Source organism: Neobacillus sp. GCM10023253 (genome assembly GCF_042653105.1).
Classification (GTDB): Bacteria; Bacillota; Bacilli; order Bacillales; family Cytobacillaceae; genus Neobacillus; species Neobacillus citreus.
Genome location: NZ_JBHSHV010000015.1, coordinates 83,669 through 100,893 on the forward strand (window position 1 = coordinate 83,669; position 17,225 = coordinate 100,893).

A 17,225-nucleotide genomic window follows, 5' to 3' on the forward strand; every position below is an offset into this window, starting at 1 on the left:
ATAATAAAATACACTTTTTAACTAGAACGAATCTACTCTTTTCCACATAGCTTGTCTAATATAAGGAGGATACTATCTTCCTTATGTAAAAAAGAGAAAAGGGGGGATTATCCATGGCAGTTACATTGCCTGCTTGTCCAACACTTGGTGATATTGTTGTAGGCCTTGTATTGGTTGTAGCATTCCTATTGGGAAGCTTGCTAGGGGCTCGCGAATCAACTTTATCTTGCGTTTCAGATTGTATTGCCCAAGCTTTTTCTTGTGCATAATGCAGTAAATTAACAGTCTAAGGAAGGACCTTTTTTTGGCCAAGCCCAAGGAGGTCCTTTTTTAGTGGTATTATTTTTATTCAAAGGCACTCTCTCATAAGCTCTGCTTATACCCCCTATTAAATACTCATATTTCTCACCAGTCTATTATCCTATTATAATCCAAATATACGGAATAATTTAAAGATACAAAATATTCATCAAAAAGATGACCTTTTATTATTAAAGCAGGGGAGTGAAATGATGCTCACAAAAGTCAAAGCAAATAAGGTAACCTACACAAATCCTATTTTCAACAAGATGACGGAGGAAGAAATAAAAGCATACCAAGAGGATTTACTTAGGAAGCAATTAAAATATGTATACAGAAATTCGGAATATTATCGAAGAAAATTCGTTGAGGCTGGTGCTTCACCAGAAGATATTCGGACATTTTCAGACTATCAGAATCTGCCAATTTTCATGGATAAGACTGCTGAAAGAATCAGCCAGCAGGAATCCATGGAGCGGTTCGGCCACCCTTTTGGGATGCATTTATGCAGTTCACCGGATGACATCGTCTTTACCGGTACGACGAGTGGAACATCTGGAGTTCCAACTTTTACTTATAGCTTCACCGAAGAAGATGTAGAGTTCATGAACCGCTATATTCGACACATGCTGGATTATGGAGGAATCCATGCTGGTGACAGGCTATTATTTAGTCATTCTTTAGGTATTTACGCTACCTCTTCCATCTTGTTTGGGGTCCGTTCCCATGGCGTATTGCCAATTGATGTCGATGTGCGCGCAGGCAGCAAGACGATCTTGCAATATGCGATGATGACAAAGCCATCTGGAGCTATGATGACCCCGTCATTGGCTGAGCATTTAATAACTCGGGCGGAAGAGCTAGGATGGAATGTACGAGACCTTGGGCTGCAAGCGATTTTTACAGTTGGTGAAATCGGCGTTGGAGTACCTGAGGTGAAGAAAAGAATTGAAGAGGCCTATGGCTGTAGAATCTATGATTATTTGGGGGAATTAGGATTTTCCTGTGATTCGGATGAGTATCATGGAATCCACTGTGTAGCACCTGACCTAAACCTGTTCCCGAATGATTTAATCGACCCAGAAACAAAACAGCCACTAGAGATTTATGATGGGGTGATTGGGGAACGGGTGACAACAGAACTAAATTTGAAAGGGCTCCCAAGAATCCGTTACGCAACTGGTGATGTCATTCAGGTGTTCACGAGTGAATGTCCGGGCTGCGGATTTAAAGGAAGAAGAATTAAGTTTGTGGGACGTGCCGATGACATGCTAATTGTAAAAGGGGCAAATGTCTACCCTTCGGCGATTAAAAAAGTCATTTCTACGTTTGTACCCGATATTACAGGAGAACTAAGAATCGTTCTGAATAATCCGCCGCCAAGGGTGGTACCGCCGCTGCAAATCAAACTCGAATATAACTCGGCATTTGAAAGAACGAAATTACCTGAATTGGAAGCAAGGATTAAGAATGCTCTTCATACCGAGGCAAGACTGACACCAGAAATCATTTGGTGTGAGCCTGGAACACTAGAGAAATCGTTAACCAAGACACCTCTTTTTGAAAAAAATTACTAGAGAACTAGGAGGAAAAAAGAATTGTTTATTGATTGTTCGAATACATTGCCTGAATTTATTTTTGAAGAGCCAAAGGAAATTGACCCTAATAATACCGAATACCGCTTGCTGTTTGGAAAGAAGTGGGCGCAGCTGGCAGGGATGTCAAAAGAAGAATTTTTCCAAAAAGCCCAGCAGCAATCTGTTGACGCCGTCATGCGGGACGTCTATGCCAAGCTTGAAGAAGAATTCTCGATGGACAAATTTCTTAACATGCTGAGTGAATCGAATATTGTTTATCACGCGATCCACAATATGGATTACGGAAGAGACGGATCCGAGCCGCCTGCCGATCATGATTATGTGGCGGAAATATTAAAGAAATATCCAGGAAGATTTATAGGATTTGCTGGTTATAACCCTCACAAGGGAACCGAAAGTCTGAAAACTGTCCGAAAAGCCTTAACTGAACAAGGGTATAAGGCGGTGGTGATACCTCCGTACGAGCATGGGGTAAAGGCTGATGATAGGAAATATTATCCATTATACGCCCTTTGTGATGAACTGAATATCCCGATTTGGATCCATAGTTCAATCAATTATTACCGCCAAACCTCTGTATTTCTTGATCATCCGTCCAATCTTGAAGCGCCGCTGATGGATTTCAAAAATTTAAAAATCATCGCTGGGCACGGCGGCTGGCCATGGGTACCAGATTTAATCGCCATGCTATTAAAATACGAAAATCTTTATGTTGATACCTCCGCATTCAGACCGAAATACATTGCTGAGCCCAATACGGGGTGGGACATGTTCATGTATTATGCAAACTCCCTTATACAGGACAAAATTGTTTTCGGCAGTGATTGGCTGACACTCGGTATGCCAATCAAAGATGTCATTAGTGAAATCGAAGCCTGGCCACTAAAGGACTCTGTCAGAGAGAAATTCTATTGGAAAAACGCCAATAAGGTATTCAATTTAGGCTTGAAAGCACCCGTTTTAAACAAAAACATGTAAAGGAGAATGGATATGGAAAACATCAAAAATCTAGAACAGTATGAGGAGCTAAAAAATGGAGAAAAAGCGGCGGTCATGCTGTTTTCAGCAGACTGGTGCCCGGATTGCCGGTTCATCGACACGTTTATCGACGAGATTATCGAAAACAATCGTGAAGAGTTTGATTTTTATAAAATAGATTCGGATGCCCGTAAAGACATTTGCGCTGAAGCTGGTGTTATGGGGATTCCGAGTTTAGTAGCTTACAAGAGCGGGCGGACTCTGGCCGAATTCATCGGCAATGATTCAAAAACGAAGGAACAAATTGAAGAATTCCTGGAGGGTGCCAAAGCGAAATTGTAAGCTGTATGCTGTTTTGCTGTAACCTACTAAATCTTTGGGGGAAGAAAATGAGAAATAGAAAATTTGGATTATTAACCATTGTATTAGTGCTTTCTCTTTTGGTATCAGCTTGCAGCAGCACAACCTCTAAGAAGAATGAAGAAACGAAAAGTAGCAAAAAACAGGAAGAACAAGTCTTGATTTTTGGCAGAGGTGCCGATAGCTATTCCATGGATCCTCAGAATGCGAATGAAATTGAAACATGGAGGGTAACGAAAAACGTCTATGAAACATTGGTTGAGTACGATCAAAAAACAACGGATGTGGTGCCGGCATTAGCGAAGGAATGGACTACTTCTGATGATGGGAAGGTTTGGACGTTTAAATTGCAGGAAGGCGTTAAGTTCCAAGATGGGACAGATTTTAATGCCGAAGCAGTTGTCTTTAACTTTGAAAGAATGATGGATAAAACGAATCCTTCGCGGTTTGATGGAACATTCTCGGTATACCGCGGCATGTTTAACGGCTTTAAAGGTGATGGAAGTGTGATTGAAGAAGTGAAAGCTATTGATCAAAACACAGTTCAATTTACGCTGGCAAAACCGCAGGCAAACTTCTTAGCGAATCTTGGGATGCATGCGTTTGGCATCATCAGCCCGGAAGCGATTAAAAAATATGGCACTAAAATCAATGAAAACCCAGTCGGCACAGGACCGTTTAAATTTGAATCTTGGACAAGAAATGATTCAGTTACCCTCGTGAAAAACGAGAACTATTGGAAAAAGGGTTTGCCGAAGCTGGATAAATTGATTTATAAGGTAATTCCTGATAACTCTGCCAGATTAACAGCTTTAAAGAATGGCGAAATCGATATCATGGTTAGTTTGAATCCATCCGATTTAAGTTCAGTAAAAGAGGATAAAAACCTCCAAGTTACCCTTCGTCCGCCGTTAAATGTTGGCTACCTGTCGATCAATAATACGAAAGAACCGCTTGATAATCCAAAGGTTCGTCAAGCGATTAACTACGCGATCGACAAGAAAGGGATTGCGGATGCCTTTTACTATGGTTTAGCTGCACCAGTGAAGAACATGCTGCCATCCTCAAGCTGGGCTTATAACAATGATGTAAAGGACTACGAATATGATGTGGATAAAGCAAAGCAGCTATTAGCGGAAGCAGGTTATCCAAACGGCTTCGAGCTGCAGTTTTCCGTCACATCCAATTCCCGTATTTACATGCAGCAGCCTGTAAAAATGGTCGAAGCGATGAAAACGAGCCTTGAAAAAGCAGGGATTAAAGTAAAGGTTGTTTCCCTTGAATGGGCGGCTTATATTGACCAGCTTCGAAAGGGTGAACATATGATTGGAATGATTGGCTGGGTGGGCGACAATGGCGATCCGGATAATTTCTTATATTCGATGCTGAGCAAAAATAATGCCGTTAAGGGCGCAGCCCAAAACCATACCTTCTATCAGAATAATGAAGTGAGCGATCTCTTGATGCAGGCAAAATCTGTGATGGACCAAAACGAACGGGCTAAGATTTACAAAAAGGTTCAGGAACTTGTCCATGAAGATGCTCCGTCCGTACCGCTTGTGGAAGTAAAGGAGCCTGTTGTTACGGCTAGTTACGTGAAGGGATACTTCCCTCATCCAACAGGAGCAGAAAATATGTATCAAGTCACGATTAAGAAATAACGAAAGTGAGCAGATGAAGAGATGACAAAACCATTAGACGGGATTAAAGTTCTGGACCTTAGCTGGGTATTTTCCGCCCCATATGCAACGCTAATGCTGCAGGATTTAGGGGCGGAAGTAGTTAAGGTAGAAAGACCTGGAGCGGGTGACCGCTCTAGGTCCATCCCTCCTTTTAAAGATAGTGTAAGCGGTTACTTCTACATGTTAAATCGAGGGAAAAAATCAATCTCACTCAATATGAAGAGTGAAGAAGGAAAAAAGATATTTCTGGAGTTAGCCAAAGAATTTGACGTCATCGTGGAAAATTTCGTAGCAGGAACCGTCGACAAACTAGGGATTGGCTATGAAGCCGTTAAAGAAGTGAATCCCAAAATTATCTATGCTTCATTAAATGGATTTGGCAGTGATGGGCCGTATTCACATCTTCCGTGCATTGATGGGATCGCCCAAGCAATGGGCGGGTTGATGAGCCAAAACGGCTTGGAAGGCGGAAAGCCATTAAAAACTGGACCGGCTGTGGCTGATTCATTGTCGGGGATATATTTAACTGTCGGGATTTTAAGTGCCATCATCGAAAGGAATAAGACGGGAAAGGGCCAGCGCATTGAAGTCAGTATGATGGACAGTGTTTTCTCTGTTCTTGAAGAGACGGTCATCAGAACTAGCATGACCGGCGAGCCGTTAATGGCCCGAGGGAATAAAGACCCGCTTGGAGCGCCATGGGAAGCTTTTCAGACAAGTGATGATAAATGGGTCATTGTCTGTGCTTCCGGCAATGATCGGTTTACAAAGGTCTATCAAGGAATTGGAAGAGATGACATAGTCAAAGAATTTGAAGGAGATGACATCCCTTCGCTTGAGAAACGGGCAGCGAACCTTGATTATTTAAATGAAATTTTTGAAGAATGGGCAAAAAATCGGACAGCCGAGCAAGTATTAAGATTTTTGGCTGATTTACACGTTCCTGCTGGAGAGGTCAAAAACGGAAAAGATTTGATTCATGACCCACACTTAATCGGCAGAAACATGGTGGTCGATGTAGAACATCCGGTCCTCGGGAAAGTGAAGCTTCCGAACCTGCCGATAAAATTCTTTGAGAAAGAAATCGGCCTAAGAAATGGCGATACACCAATTGAACCGCAGTTAGGGGAACATAACGAACAAATTTTACAATCCATACTCGGTCTTAAAGAGATAGAAATCAAACAGTTAAGGGAAAAAGGGGTTATCTTTAATTCTAAAATAATAAACTCCACGCATTAAAAAAATGAGGTGACAAGTTCCATGAATTTTAATGAGTACTCGAAATTTGATGCAACCAATTTGGCGTCCTTGGTAAAAGCAGGGGAGGTGTCCCCCAAGGAATTGGTGCAAGCAGCTTTTGAGGGGATTGAGAAACTAAACCCCGTGATTAATGCTGTCGTCAGTGTTCTCCCAAAGGAATCAAACCAAGAAATCGAAGCAGGTCTTCCAGATGGTCCGTTCACCGGTGTGCCATTTCTTATTAAAGAATCTAGTGCGCAAGCAAAAGGGATTCCAGTCCAGCTTGGCAGCCGGTTTGGTCAAGGAATGAGCACTCCACAAGACACCAATTTGATGGCAAGGTTTCGCAGGACGGGTCTTGTCACAGTAGGAACTTCAACTACTCCAGAATTTGCGTTTAATTTTTCTACAGAATCCGTATTATACGGTCCAACTCGAAATCCATGGAACCCAAATTTAAGTTCAGGAGGGTCGAGCGGAGGAGCTTGTGCAGCAGTCGCGGCAGGAATTGTTCCAATCGCTCATGCAAATGACGGGGCCGGTTCCATCCGACAGCCTGCAGCAGTGAATGGGTTAGTCGGTTTAAAGCCAACCAGGGGCCGAATCCCAAATGGACCACATCGACCAGAGATTTTAAATGGACTGGGCAATGAATTTGCCGTGACCCGTACGGTAAGGGATGCTGCAGCATTGCTGGATTCAATAGGGGGAGCAGATCCAGGTGCCCGAAACTGGGTGGAGAAGCCGGCTTTTCTCTACCTAAATGAAATGAAGAAGAGGCCTAAAAAGCTACGGATTGCATGGACTGATAAACCTTGGAACAATGCGCCGGTCGAAGAAGAATGCAAGCAGGCCTTATATAAAACGGTTCAAGTATGTGAAGACCTGGGGCACGAGCTTGTGGAAGCTTCGCCAGTGATTAATGCGGAACAGCAGCTTTTAGCTACGCTGCGAATTTGGTCAGCCAATCTTGGCCATAGCATGGAAAAAATCAAAGCAGGTTTAAATCGAATTCCTTCGACAAAAAACCTTGAAGCCTCTAACTGGGCTATTTACCAGTACGGTCAAAACCTGACTGCCTATGAATTATTGGAAGCATTTGAGATTAATAATTCTGTATCAAGGACAGCCGGTCAATTCTTTACAGAATATGATCTATTACTTACACCGGCAATAGCACAATTGCCATGGCCAATTGGCAAGCTTAATGCAAATGATCCAAGTCTTGATGCAAAGCAATGGATTGAAAGAATGATGGCCTACTCGCCATTTACCAATCTGTTTAACACAACTGGTCAGCCGGCGATAAGTCTGCCGCTAGGCTGGAGCAGTAAGGGTCTGCCGATTGGAATGCAATTTGCCGCCAGATTTGGAGATGAAGCTACATTATTCCAATTAGCCGGCCAGCTTGAAGAAGCTCAGCCATGGAAAGATAGAAAGCCCAATCTAAAGCAGTTTCAGCACAAAATGGTGGAGGGATAAGGAGAATGAAAAAAGTGAAAAAAATATTCATGGTCTTCACGATTTTGGCTGTATTGGTGATCGCCGGCTGCAGCGGAAATAAATCAACAGCAAATAAGAGCAAAGAAAAAGGAAACACTTCTGGGGGCACATTAATATACGGCCGAGCAACGGACACAGTTACTTTGGATCCTCATAATTTAATAGATGCTGAGTCTTCTAGAATATCTAAAAATATTTTTGAAACACTGATAGATTATAAAAAGGATGGAACAGAAGTTGTTCCAAAATTAGCCAAGGAATGGACCGTTAGCGATGATGGAAAGGTTTGGACCTTTAAATTACAGGAAAATGTGAAATTTCATGATGGAACTGATTTTAACGCAGAGGCGGTTGTTTATAACTTTCAACGGATGATGGACGATTCTCATCCGCAGCACAAAGGTGATTTCTCTATTTTTAACAGAACCTTCAAGGGAGTCATTCAAGAAGTCAAAGCGCCGGATGAACATACCGTCGAATTTACCTTGACTGCGCCGAATGCTACATTTTTGCCGAACCTGGGAATCACCACTTTTGGCATCATTAGTCCTGCTGCATTAAAGGAGTACGGGGATAATATTAAAGACCATCCTGTCGGAACAGGTCCCTTCAAATTTGTAGAATGGAAGCCCAATGACTCCGTCACGCTTGAAAAAAATGATAAGTACCGGGTTGCTGGTCTCCCTAAGCTTGATAAATTAATGTTTAAAGTAATTCCTGACAATTCCTCCAGATTGACGGCCTTAAAGAATGGCGAAATTGATTTAATGGACGGAATCAATCAGAGTGATTTATCTTCAATAGAAAAGAATGACAGTCTGCAAATCTTTAAACGCCCGGCAGGAAGCCTTGGCTATTTAACCTTTAATCTAGCAAAACCACCTTTTGATAATGCTAAGGTCCGCCAAGCGATTAATTATGCGATCAATAAGAAAGGGATTATCGACACTTTCTATGGGCCGGTAGCCAAGCCTGCAAAAAATATGCTTCCTCCATTTATTTGGGGATATAACGATGATGTTAAGGGATATGAATATAATACAGAAAAGGCAAAAGCACTCTTGGCGGAGGCAGGGTTTGCAGGTGGATTTGAAACAGAGTTTTCGATTATGTCAACCGACCGTTCCTATTTCCCACAACCTACAAAGGTAGCGGAAGCGATTAAGTCCGATTTGGCGAAAATAGGCATTACAGTAAAAATTGTCAACTATGAATGGGCCACTTATTTATCCAAATTGGTAAAAGGTGAATATGCCTTTGCCGGAATCGGCCGGATTAGTGAGAACGGCGACCCTGACAACTTTCTGTTTACCATGTTAAGTTCTGAATCGGTTCAAAACCGCTCAGCCTATAAGAATGAAAAAGTGGATGAATTACTGAGAAAGGCACAAACCACCATCGATAAGGAAGAGCGTACAAAGTTATATAAAGAGGTTCAGGAGATTGTATATGAAGATGCCCCAACCATTCCGCTTGCATATGTGGAAACACCTCTAGCTGGCGCTGCGTATGTGAAAGGATATGTTCCTCATGCCATTGGCTATGAAAGCTTAGCTGAGGTTTATATAGAAAAGTAATAAACTTACAATCTATTGATAACAGGAGGGAAAGAATGGAGCCGCTGCTTTCTGTTCAAAACTTGAAAACGCACTTTTTTACAGATAATGGCGTGGTTCGCTCCGTTGACGGTGTCAGTTTCACCGTTAACGAGGGCGAAACGCTTGGCATAGTGGGAGAGTCGGGTTCAGGGAAAAGTGTTACCGCCCTCTCCATCATGCAATTACTGCCACCCAGAAAAGGCAAAATTGTCGAAGGCAGCATCCGATTTGAAGGTGTTGACCTCACCAAATTGACTGATAAGAAGATGCGCAAGATTCGCGGCAATGAAATTGCGATGATCTTCCAAGAACCGATGACAAGCCTAAACCCCAGCTACACAATTGGCAATCAAATTGGAGAAGCCCTTAGACTCCATATGAAATTAAATAGAAAAGAAGCGGAAGAAAGAAGCATTGAGCTGCTAACTCAAGTTGGCATACCCCGGGCTGAGAAGATTGTGAAGGACTATCCTCATCGGTTATCCGGCGGGATGCGGCAACGCGTCATGATTGCGATGGCCCTTGCCTGCAATCCTAGACTGATTATTGCGGACGAGCCGACAACGGCACTCGATGTGACGATACAGGCGCAAATTTTGGAACTGATTCAACAAATGAAGCGTAAAAGCAATACCTCCATCATGATGATTACCCATGACCTTGGCGTCGTTTCAGAAGTATGTGACCGCGTCATTGTCATGTATGCGGGCAGGGTTGTCGAAGAAGCGGATGTAAAAACGATATTTTCTTCACCGTCCCATCCTTATACAAAAGGATTAATCGAATCCATCCCGACCCTCGAAGAAGAGGTCGAGTGGCTCGAAACCATCCCGGGAAATGTCCCCATTCCGTCGGAAATGCCGGAGGGCTGTAAATTTGCCTCTCGATGTAAATTTGCGATGGAAGAATGCTTAAATGCAGAGCCTGAACTTTATGAGATCGATCCAGGCCAAAAATCCCGCTGTTTTTTGGCAAAGGAGGTTAAACATGCCGTCACCGTTACTTGAAGTAAAGGATTTAAAAGTACATTTCCCTATCAAAAGCGGCTTTTTCGGAAGGAACACGAATGTTGTAAAGGCCATCGATGGGGTGAATTTTCATATCTTCGAGAATGAAACATTTGGGTTGGTGGGGGAATCGGGATGCGGCAAATCGACGACCGGTAAAGCGATTTTGCGGTTAATTAATTCGACGGACGGGGAGATTTTGTTTCAAGGAAAAGAGATTTCTAAGCTTCCTCATAAGGAAATGAGACCGGTTTACCGAGATATTCAGTTGATATTTCAGGACCCATACGCATCACTCAATCCTCGAAAAACCGCTGGTGATTTAATTGAAGAACCAATGATTGTCAATACGGATTTTAGTCACGAGCAGCGAAAAAGAAGGGTACATGAGCTATTGGAGGTAGTCGGGTTAAGTGCCTACCATGCTTCTAGATACCCGCATGAATTTTCAGGGGGACAACGGCAGCGGATCGGGATTGCCAAGGCGCTTTCTTTGAATCCGAAACTAATCATTGCTGATGAAGCCGTCTCGGCCCTGGACGTTTCAATCCAATCGCAGGTACTGAATTTATTAAGACAATTGCAACGCGATTTCGGCTTAACATACTTATTTATTTCCCATGATTTAAGTGTTGTGAAGCATATTAGCGACAGAATTGGCGTGATGTATTTAGGGAAAATGGTGGAACAGGGGAGCAAGAAAAGTTTATACGAAAATCCCCTGCATCCCTATACACAAGCATTATTTTCATCCGCACCAAGCATCAACCATGAAAAGAAACGGGAGCGGATTGTACTCAAAGGGGATTTGCCAAATCCAATCAATCCGCCGAAGGGTTGTCCGTTTCATCCGCGCTGCTTTGTCAAAATGGCTGAGTGCGAAACCGTTACGCCAGAATTACGATACGCAGGTGATGGACACTATGTTGCCTGCCATCTATATAAATAACGGCAAAGGAGGTGCAGGGAAGCTTGTCTAACTATATTACCCGCCGTATATTGCAATTATTTCCAGTTTTGATTGGAATGTCGATCATTGTTTTTTCTATCATCCACGCCATCCCGGGGGACCCAGCGACCGTTATACTTGGCGATCAGGCCACACCGGACGCCGTCAAGGATTTAAGAGAGGAGATGGGTTTAAACAAACCTCTTACCACCCAGTATTTCGCCTATGTTACGGATATTGTGGCCGGTGATTTTGGCACTTCATTAAAAACAAAAAAGCCAATCCAGGAAGAAATCATGCCGTATTTAACGGCAACCATTGAATTAATGATCATGAGTATGCTGATTGCCGTCATCATCGGGGTAAATGCCGGAATTATCGCGGCCTGGAGAAGAGCATCCTGGTTTGATTATACGGCGATGTTAATCGCTTTAATGGGAGTATCGATACCGGTCTTCTGGCTAGGCCTTATGGAACAGTGGATTTTTGCTGAGAAACTGAGCTGGCTGCCCTCAACCGGACGAATGAACGCAAGGGAACCGGTGGAAGCGATTACAGGCCTCCTTTTATTTGATACATTGATACAAGGAAATTGGGCAGGGTTTTGGGATGTATTCAAGCATTTAATTTTACCAAGTATTGCTTTGGGAACCATTCCAATGGCGGTAATTGCAAGGATTACCAGGTCAAGCATGCTTGAAGTGTTGGAATTGGATTATGTCCGGACCGCCCGTGCCAAAGGACTGTCGGGATTCTGGGTGCTTTATAAACATGCTTTAAAAAATGCTTTTGCACCAATTTTAACCATCATCGGCATGCTGACAGGATTATTGTTAGGTGGCGCCGTTCTGACGGAAACCATTTTCGGCTGGCCGGGTGTGGGCCGCTACATTTATGATGCGATTGGTTCTCGCGATTACCCTGTCATCCAAACCGGAATTTTAATTATTGCCACCATATTTGTGTTTGTAAATTTAATCGTCGATATCCTCTATTCACTTTTAGATCCGCGAATTAATTACCGTTAAGGAGGGAGGAATTTGAAAACAGTCTTACAACCGGTAGCTGATAAACCTACCTTCAATAAATCTACTAAAAAATCATTGTGGCTGGAAGCTTGGAAAAAGCTGAAAAAGCAGCGTCCCGCCATGATTGGATTAGGAATTGTCGTCGTCTTTATCTTGATGGGCCTATTGGCCCCTGTTCTTACGGCGCAGCCCTACGATGGATTTAATCCGCAGAAAACCTTGATATCTCCCAATGCAAACCATTGGTTTGGAACGGATGACCAGGGCAGGGACATTTATACACGAATTATTTATGGCGCAAGAATTTCATTATGGATTGGCTTCTTCTCGGTCATTGGCTCAATTATCGTCGGCTCACTTCTTGGCTTAATTGCAGGTTATTATGGAAAATGGCTTGATACCATCATTTCAAGATTCTTTGATATTATGCTGGCGTTTCCAAGTATTCTGCTTGCCATCGCGATTGTCGCGATCTTAGGTCCGAGCCTCTTTAATGCACTGGTCGCCATCGCGATTATTAACATTCCTACGTACGGCCGTTTGATTCGGTCGCGAGTGTTAAGTGTAAAGGAAGAAGAATACATCGCTGCCGCAAAAATAACTGGCATGTCCGATAGACGTCTGCTGTTTCAGCATGTACTTCCTAACTCGATTACGCCAATCATTGTGCAGGGCACATTAGGCATTGCCACTGCCATTTTAGAAGCAGCCGCATTAGGTTTTTTGGGACTAGGTGCGCAGCCAGGCGAACCAGAATGGGGAAAGATGCTGGCCGATTCCAGACAATTTATCACGAGTGCTCCTTGGACTTTATTGTTCCCAGGCTTTGCCATCATGCTGATTGTCCTTGGTTTTAATATGTTTGGTGACGGGCTTCGGGATGCCTTAGACCCAAAAATGAAATAGCCATCATTTGAAAAACTCAAAATGGAGGAGCTCTTCTTCTGTTTTGAGTTTTTTTATGTCTCAGAGTTTAGAAGGGATTATGGTCCTTCTTTTGTTGTATAAATCGGATATCTCCCGTTCAAAATATTTCATCGTTTTTTGGTTTTCTATAGAAAAAGCTTTATTCTTTAAAGTGGCCATCCCTAGGAAACTATTTTTATTTACATCCTCGACTAATGGAATCGCTAAAATTTCTCCACTTTTGACAAAGGGATTGGTCTGAACCTCTGACTCTGTTTCTATTGCGATTGCCAGCCCGTTGCGGACTGCCTCGGAAATGTTCTCGTTATTGTTAGTGGTAAATAACAATTTAAGCGGCCCGTACTGCTGATTGAAAATTTTAAAAAACCAGTTCATATACTCGCCATTAAACATCACCAAAGTTTGGTCCGTTATATCTTTAGGCTCTAAAAAGGTGGAATGAGCCAATGGAGAGGAAGGGTCTACTAACACAAAAAAATGAATGGGGGACAACTTTGTGAACGTGATACTGTTTCTATATTTTAATGTTTCATCATAGATCACAAGAATTCCTAAATCTATTTCCTTTTTGATGATAGATTCCGTGATGTGCAGAGAACTTTTTTCAACTAGAGCGATTTCCTGCTGGGGAAATTCCTGTTTGATGTCAGCAAGCAGCTTTGGCAGAATCGGCAAATGCAGCCCGGACACTATTCCGATCGTTAACCGGCTCTTGGATGCAATTTTGTATTTCTCGGCTTCCACTTGCAACCTACTTAAATTTTGTAGGACGTCCATAGCAATGGTAATTAATTGTTTTCCTGCTTCTGTTGGTTTCACCCCATTATGCTGCCTCTCAAATAGTTTAACGCCTAATTCATTCTCCAGTTTTGTGATGGACTGGCTGATTGCAGACTGGGAAATATGGAGTGCTTGGCCAGCTTTTGAAAAAGACCGTAATTCCATGACCAAAACAATGTATTCCAACTGCTCGATTTGCAAACTATGTCACCACCTTGGATATTATTAACTTAATAATTTTATCTATTACTATTATTGGCTGTACAAATGGAAAATCCTTCTTTTTAGGTATAAGCAATACTTATACATCTATTAAAAATCGATATTTTACTAGGAAGAAAATAAAATTTAAACTGTATATAGAATATTCTAAATAGTCAGAAGTAAAAAGTGTTCTAATTTGAAAATTATTCCAGTAAAACGAAAGGAGGAATGGCTACATGCAAGTTGTAGAAAAAAAGGAAATCACTACAACTGTTTCAAAGCACAATGCCCAATTAAAAAAGTCATTATCTAAATGGGATTTGTTAACAATTGGCGTAGGGGCCGCGGTTGGTTGGTCATGGGTTATGTATGCAGGGGTTTGGACATCGGTGCCGGGCAGTATGGGAGGAATCATCGCCTTCTTGATTGGCGGTATTCTTTGCTCTTTTGTAGGGCTTGCCTATGCCGAGCTTGCTTCAGCGATGCCGCGGGCAGGAGGGGACATCGTTTATACATTTAAAGGATTAGGCGACCGCTGGGCATTTTTCGCGGGAGCTTGCGTGGGATATGGTTTACTTACATTAATTGTGGTTGAAACCATCATGCTGCCGATTATTCTGGGTGCACTTGGTTTTCCATTACCCAAGATAGGAGCTTTGTACAGTATTGGCGGAGAAACAATTTATGCATCCTATGTAATTGTTTCGATTTTGTTTAACTTTTTCTTTGCCTTTCTTAATATGAAAGGCGTCGAATTTTCAAAAGTTTTTCAAACGATTACTGTTGCTGTTATGCTGCTGGCAGCCGTCTTTTATGTTATCGTCGGTGTCAGCCTAGGAGATATCGATAATGCCAAGCCATTGGTATCTTCTTTATCGGGAATTTCCCTAACCTTATTAATGGTACCGGGATTCTTAGCAGGGTTTAACGTGGTCGCGCAGGCAGCGGAAGAAACCAATGTAAAACCGAAAATGATTGGCAGACTTGTTGTCATTACAGTTTGGGCAAGTGCTGCCTTCTATATTCTAATCATTATCGGGACAGGCTTTTCAGCCAATTTGGAAATGCGTCAGACCGCCCAAATTGTCGTTCTCGATTCATTGGTCCAGCTGTTGCATGGCTCGCAAACCGCCAAAATATTTGTCGCGATTGCAGCTTTGATTGGGATGTTAACATCATGGAATGCCGCATATCTAGCCGGAAGCAGGGTATTGTTTGCGCTTGGCAGGGCCAAATATATTTCAAAGGGCTTCTCAGAGCTGCATATTATCAATAAGACACCGTCCAAAGCCGTCATGTTCTTATTCATTTTAAGCAGTTTAGGGGCGTTCCTTGGGACTAGTAAATCGATATTTATGAATATTGTAAATGTCTCCGGTTTTATGATGGTTTGTTCCTGGTTATTGGTCGTCATTACATTTATGGTGCTCAGGAAAAAAGAGCCGAATTTAAACCGCCCTTATCGAGTCGCCTATGGCGGGGCTGTTGGGTGGCTAGCCATACTTTCTCTTGTTTTCTTTTTATTCTTATACACACCATTAAACCCATTGGGAGGTTTGTCGGTTCCTGAGTTAGTTGTTTTATCCATCCTCCTTCTTACGATACTTGCACTTTATTTTATAAATGTACAACGCAGCAACATCAGCAGAGAAGAGCGTGAAAAATTCTTATTCGATAATGGAGATTAAAGATAAAAGAGGATGTCCTTAAAAGAAATATAAGGGGATCATCCTCTTTTTTGTTATTTAGGCAGGTTGTTTGTTTTTATGTAAACATTGAACGTAGAAACGCAGATTCCTTTAAATAATATTTTTCACAAAAGAAAGGAGTGTTAAAATATTAAATTTTTATTAAAGGGAAAAAAGCCAATTGACAGGAAAAAGGAAGATGTGCGATTATAGGTAACACAAATTGTTTCGTATACGAAATATTCGTATAGTAAATAATACCTAAAAAAGGAGGAGGGGACATGAAGACTGCCTATAACAGTGAGATTCTGAATTCATTTTCAGATATAAGCAAGCTTCTTTTTAAAGTTTCCAAAAAAGATGCTGATAAGAACGGATTAACCGTTGTTCAGCTGAAGGCTTTGTATAAAATTTCCCAGCGTCCAAATCTTGGATTAGTGGAACTGGCAGAAATCCTAAAATTAACGAACAGTACCGTCAGCGGGGTAGTCGACCGGCTTGTGCAAAGCGGTTTTGTTGAACGCCGCAATCCGCCCCATGATCGCCGTGCGATCACGATTCATCTGACGGAGAAAGGCGATGAAAAATTGGAACAAGCAATATTGAATGAATCAGAGCTTGTCCAAAAGCTTAACAAGATTAAGCAATTGCCGGAAGAGGATATTCAGCATTTATTGCGCATCCACAAGCAAATCCAAGATATTTTAAGTGAATAAAGGAGGACTTTATATTTATGAACGCAAAACGCATGATTTTAATCAATGTCATACTACTGATTATTTTAGTAGGTGGAGGCTTTGCGGGGTATTATTACTTTAATCAATCTGTAAACTATTTATCCACTGATAACGCCCAAATTGCCGGACAACAGGTAAGCGCTGCTGCACCTGCAACTGGAAAACTGACAAAATGGTCTGGAAAGACAGGCGATACATTCGCAAAGGATGACACCATTGGGACAGTTCAAATGGTAAGTGACAAAGGAGCAGTTGATGTGGATATTAAAGCTCCTGCTGACGGCACCATTGTCCAAACAAATGCAGTGGAAAATACAATGGTAGCAGCCGGCACACCGCTAGCTGTCAGCTACGACCTTGACCATCTATGGGTAACAGCCAATGTCAAAGAAACCGATTTGAATGATGTGAAAGTGGGCCAGGATGTCGATATTTATGTTGATGCTTTTCCAAACATCACGCTAAACGGCAAGGTTGAAGAAATTGGCTTGGCAACAGCCGGCACTTTCTCACTTTTACCAAAAAACAATGCTTCAGGAAACTACACAAAAGAAACACAGGTCGTTCCTGTCAAAATTTCGCTTGATCATTATGGAGAAAGATTAGTTCCTGGTATGAATGTGACAGTGCGAATTCATAAGTAG

At 42.2% G+C, this 17,225-nt stretch carries 16 protein-coding genes; 15 read left to right on the forward strand and 1 reads right to left on the reverse strand.

Annotated features, from left to right (window positions below; all coding sequences use genetic code 11):
• Positions 1 to 113 precede the first annotated feature (113 nt).
• The 12 genes from ACFPA1_RS19015 (at position 114) to ACFPA1_RS19070 (ending at position 13,151) form a co-directional block, all read left to right on the forward strand.
• Positions 114 to 269 (forward strand): hypothetical protein, encoded by a 156-nt coding sequence (locus ACFPA1_RS19015; protein WP_213145410.1) that lies wholly within the window; start codon positions 114 to 116, stop codon positions 267 to 269.
• Between the two features lie 240 nt (positions 270 to 509).
• Positions 510 to 1,877, forward strand: coding sequence for a phenylacetate--CoA ligase family protein (locus tag ACFPA1_RS19020; protein ID WP_378584757.1), 1,368 nt, complete (start codon positions 510 to 512; stop codon positions 1,875 to 1,877).
• Between the two features lie 21 nt (positions 1,878 to 1,898).
• Positions 1,899 to 2,876, forward strand: a complete 978-nt coding sequence (locus ACFPA1_RS19025; RefSeq protein WP_213145411.1) for an amidohydrolase family protein — start codon at positions 1,899 to 1,901, stop codon at positions 2,874 to 2,876.
• A 12-nt stretch (positions 2,877 to 2,888) separates the two neighbouring features.
• A complete protein-coding gene (locus ACFPA1_RS19030; protein ID WP_213145412.1) occupies positions 2,889 to 3,218 on the forward strand; it encodes a thioredoxin family protein in 330 nt (109 codons plus the stop codon).
• A gap of 47 nt (positions 3,219 to 3,265) precedes the next feature.
• Positions 3,266 to 4,897, forward strand: coding sequence for an ABC transporter substrate-binding protein (locus ACFPA1_RS19035; protein WP_378584759.1), 1,632 nt, complete (start codon positions 3,266 to 3,268; stop codon positions 4,895 to 4,897).
• 21 nt (positions 4,898 to 4,918) lie between these two features.
• Positions 4,919 to 6,160 (forward strand): CaiB/BaiF CoA transferase family protein, encoded by a 1,242-nt coding sequence (locus ACFPA1_RS19040; RefSeq protein ID WP_378584761.1) that lies wholly within the window; start codon positions 4,919 to 4,921, stop codon positions 6,158 to 6,160.
• A 21-nt stretch (positions 6,161 to 6,181) separates the two neighbouring features.
• Positions 6,182 to 7,642, forward strand: a complete 1,461-nt coding sequence (locus ACFPA1_RS19045; protein WP_378584763.1) for an amidase — start codon at positions 6,182 to 6,184, stop codon at positions 7,640 to 7,642.
• Between the two features lie 5 nt (positions 7,643 to 7,647).
• A complete protein-coding gene (locus tag ACFPA1_RS19050) occupies positions 7,648 to 9,240 on the forward strand; it encodes an ABC transporter substrate-binding protein (RefSeq protein ID WP_378584764.1) in 1,593 nt (530 codons plus the stop codon).
• 35 nt (positions 9,241 to 9,275) lie between these two features.
• Positions 9,276 to 10,268 carry an ABC transporter ATP-binding protein gene (locus ACFPA1_RS19055; RefSeq protein ID WP_213145417.1) on the forward strand — a complete coding sequence of 331 codons (993 nt, stop codon included), beginning with the start codon at positions 9,276 to 9,278 and terminating at the stop codon, positions 10,266 to 10,268.
• Positions 10,249 to 11,217 carry an ABC transporter ATP-binding protein gene (locus ACFPA1_RS19060; RefSeq protein ID WP_378584765.1) on the forward strand — a complete coding sequence of 323 codons (969 nt, stop codon included), beginning with the start codon at positions 10,249 to 10,251 and terminating at the stop codon, positions 11,215 to 11,217. Before ACFPA1_RS19055 ends, ACFPA1_RS19060 begins: the two co-directional genes overlap by 20 nt.
• A 23-nt stretch (positions 11,218 to 11,240) precedes the next feature.
• A complete protein-coding gene (locus tag ACFPA1_RS19065) occupies positions 11,241 to 12,245 on the forward strand; it encodes an ABC transporter permease (RefSeq protein WP_378584766.1) in 1,005 nt (334 codons plus the stop codon).
• 12 nt (positions 12,246 to 12,257) lie between these two features.
• Entirely contained in the window at positions 12,258 to 13,151 is an 894-nt protein-coding gene (locus ACFPA1_RS19070; protein WP_378584768.1) for an ABC transporter permease, read from the forward strand.
• A gap of 60 nt (positions 13,152 to 13,211) precedes the next feature.
• On the opposite strand, the gene ACFPA1_RS19075 is transcribed toward ACFPA1_RS19070, so the two are convergent.
• Positions 13,212 to 14,153, reverse strand: coding sequence for a LysR family transcriptional regulator (locus ACFPA1_RS19075; RefSeq protein ID WP_378584770.1), 942 nt, complete (start codon positions 14,151 to 14,153; stop codon positions 13,212 to 13,214).
• Between the two features lie 239 nt (positions 14,154 to 14,392).
• Between ACFPA1_RS19075 and ACFPA1_RS19080 the strand changes: the two genes are divergently transcribed.
• From ACFPA1_RS19080 to ACFPA1_RS19090, 3 genes are all read left to right on the forward strand, one after another.
• The gene (locus tag ACFPA1_RS19080; RefSeq protein ID WP_378584771.1) at positions 14,393 to 15,844 is read left to right on the forward strand and encodes an APC family permease; all 1,452 of its coding nucleotides are present in this window, start codon (positions 14,393 to 14,395) and stop codon (positions 15,842 to 15,844) included.
• A 281-nt stretch (positions 15,845 to 16,125) separates the two neighbouring features.
• Positions 16,126 to 16,560 (forward strand): MarR family winged helix-turn-helix transcriptional regulator, encoded by a 435-nt coding sequence (locus ACFPA1_RS19085; protein WP_378584773.1) that lies wholly within the window; start codon positions 16,126 to 16,128, stop codon positions 16,558 to 16,560.
• A 17-nt stretch (positions 16,561 to 16,577) separates the two neighbouring features.
• A complete protein-coding gene (locus tag ACFPA1_RS19090; RefSeq protein WP_378584775.1) occupies positions 16,578 to 17,225 on the forward strand; it encodes an efflux RND transporter periplasmic adaptor subunit in 648 nt (215 codons plus the stop codon).

Bases quoted from the DNA above. Each gene is read 5' to 3' on its own strand.
- ACFPA1_RS19015 (WP_213145410.1), top strand. From the start codon at position 114: ATGGCAGTTACATTGCCTGCTTGTCCAACACTTGGTGATATTGTTGTA.
- ACFPA1_RS19030 (WP_213145412.1), top strand. From the start codon at position 2,889: ATGGAAAACATCAAAAATCTAGAACAGTATGAGGAGCTAAAAAATGGA.
- ACFPA1_RS19020 (WP_378584757.1), top strand. From the start codon at position 510: ATGATGCTCACAAAAGTCAAAGCAAATAAGGTAACCTACACAAATCCT.
- ACFPA1_RS19045 (WP_378584763.1), top strand. From the start codon at position 6,182: ATGAATTTTAATGAGTACTCGAAATTTGATGCAACCAATTTGGCGTCC.
- ACFPA1_RS19085 (WP_378584773.1), top strand. From the start codon at position 16,126: ATGAAGACTGCCTATAACAGTGAGATTCTGAATTCATTTTCAGATATA.
- ACFPA1_RS19080 (WP_378584771.1), top strand. From the start codon at position 14,393: ATGCAAGTTGTAGAAAAAAAGGAAATCACTACAACTGTTTCAAAGCAC.
- ACFPA1_RS19055 (WP_213145417.1), top strand. From the start codon at position 9,276: ATGGAGCCGCTGCTTTCTGTTCAAAACTTGAAAACGCACTTTTTTACA.
- ACFPA1_RS19035 (WP_378584759.1), top strand. From the start codon at position 3,266: ATGAGAAATAGAAAATTTGGATTATTAACCATTGTATTAGTGCTTTCT.
- ACFPA1_RS19090 (WP_378584775.1), top strand. From the start codon at position 16,578: ATGAACGCAAAACGCATGATTTTAATCAATGTCATACTACTGATTATT.
- ACFPA1_RS19050 (WP_378584764.1), top strand. From the start codon at position 7,648: ATGAAAAAAGTGAAAAAAATATTCATGGTCTTCACGATTTTGGCTGTA.
- ACFPA1_RS19060 (WP_378584765.1), top strand. From the start codon at position 10,249: ATGCCGTCACCGTTACTTGAAGTAAAGGATTTAAAAGTACATTTCCCT.
- ACFPA1_RS19040 (WP_378584761.1), top strand. From the start codon at position 4,919: ATGACAAAACCATTAGACGGGATTAAAGTTCTGGACCTTAGCTGGGTA.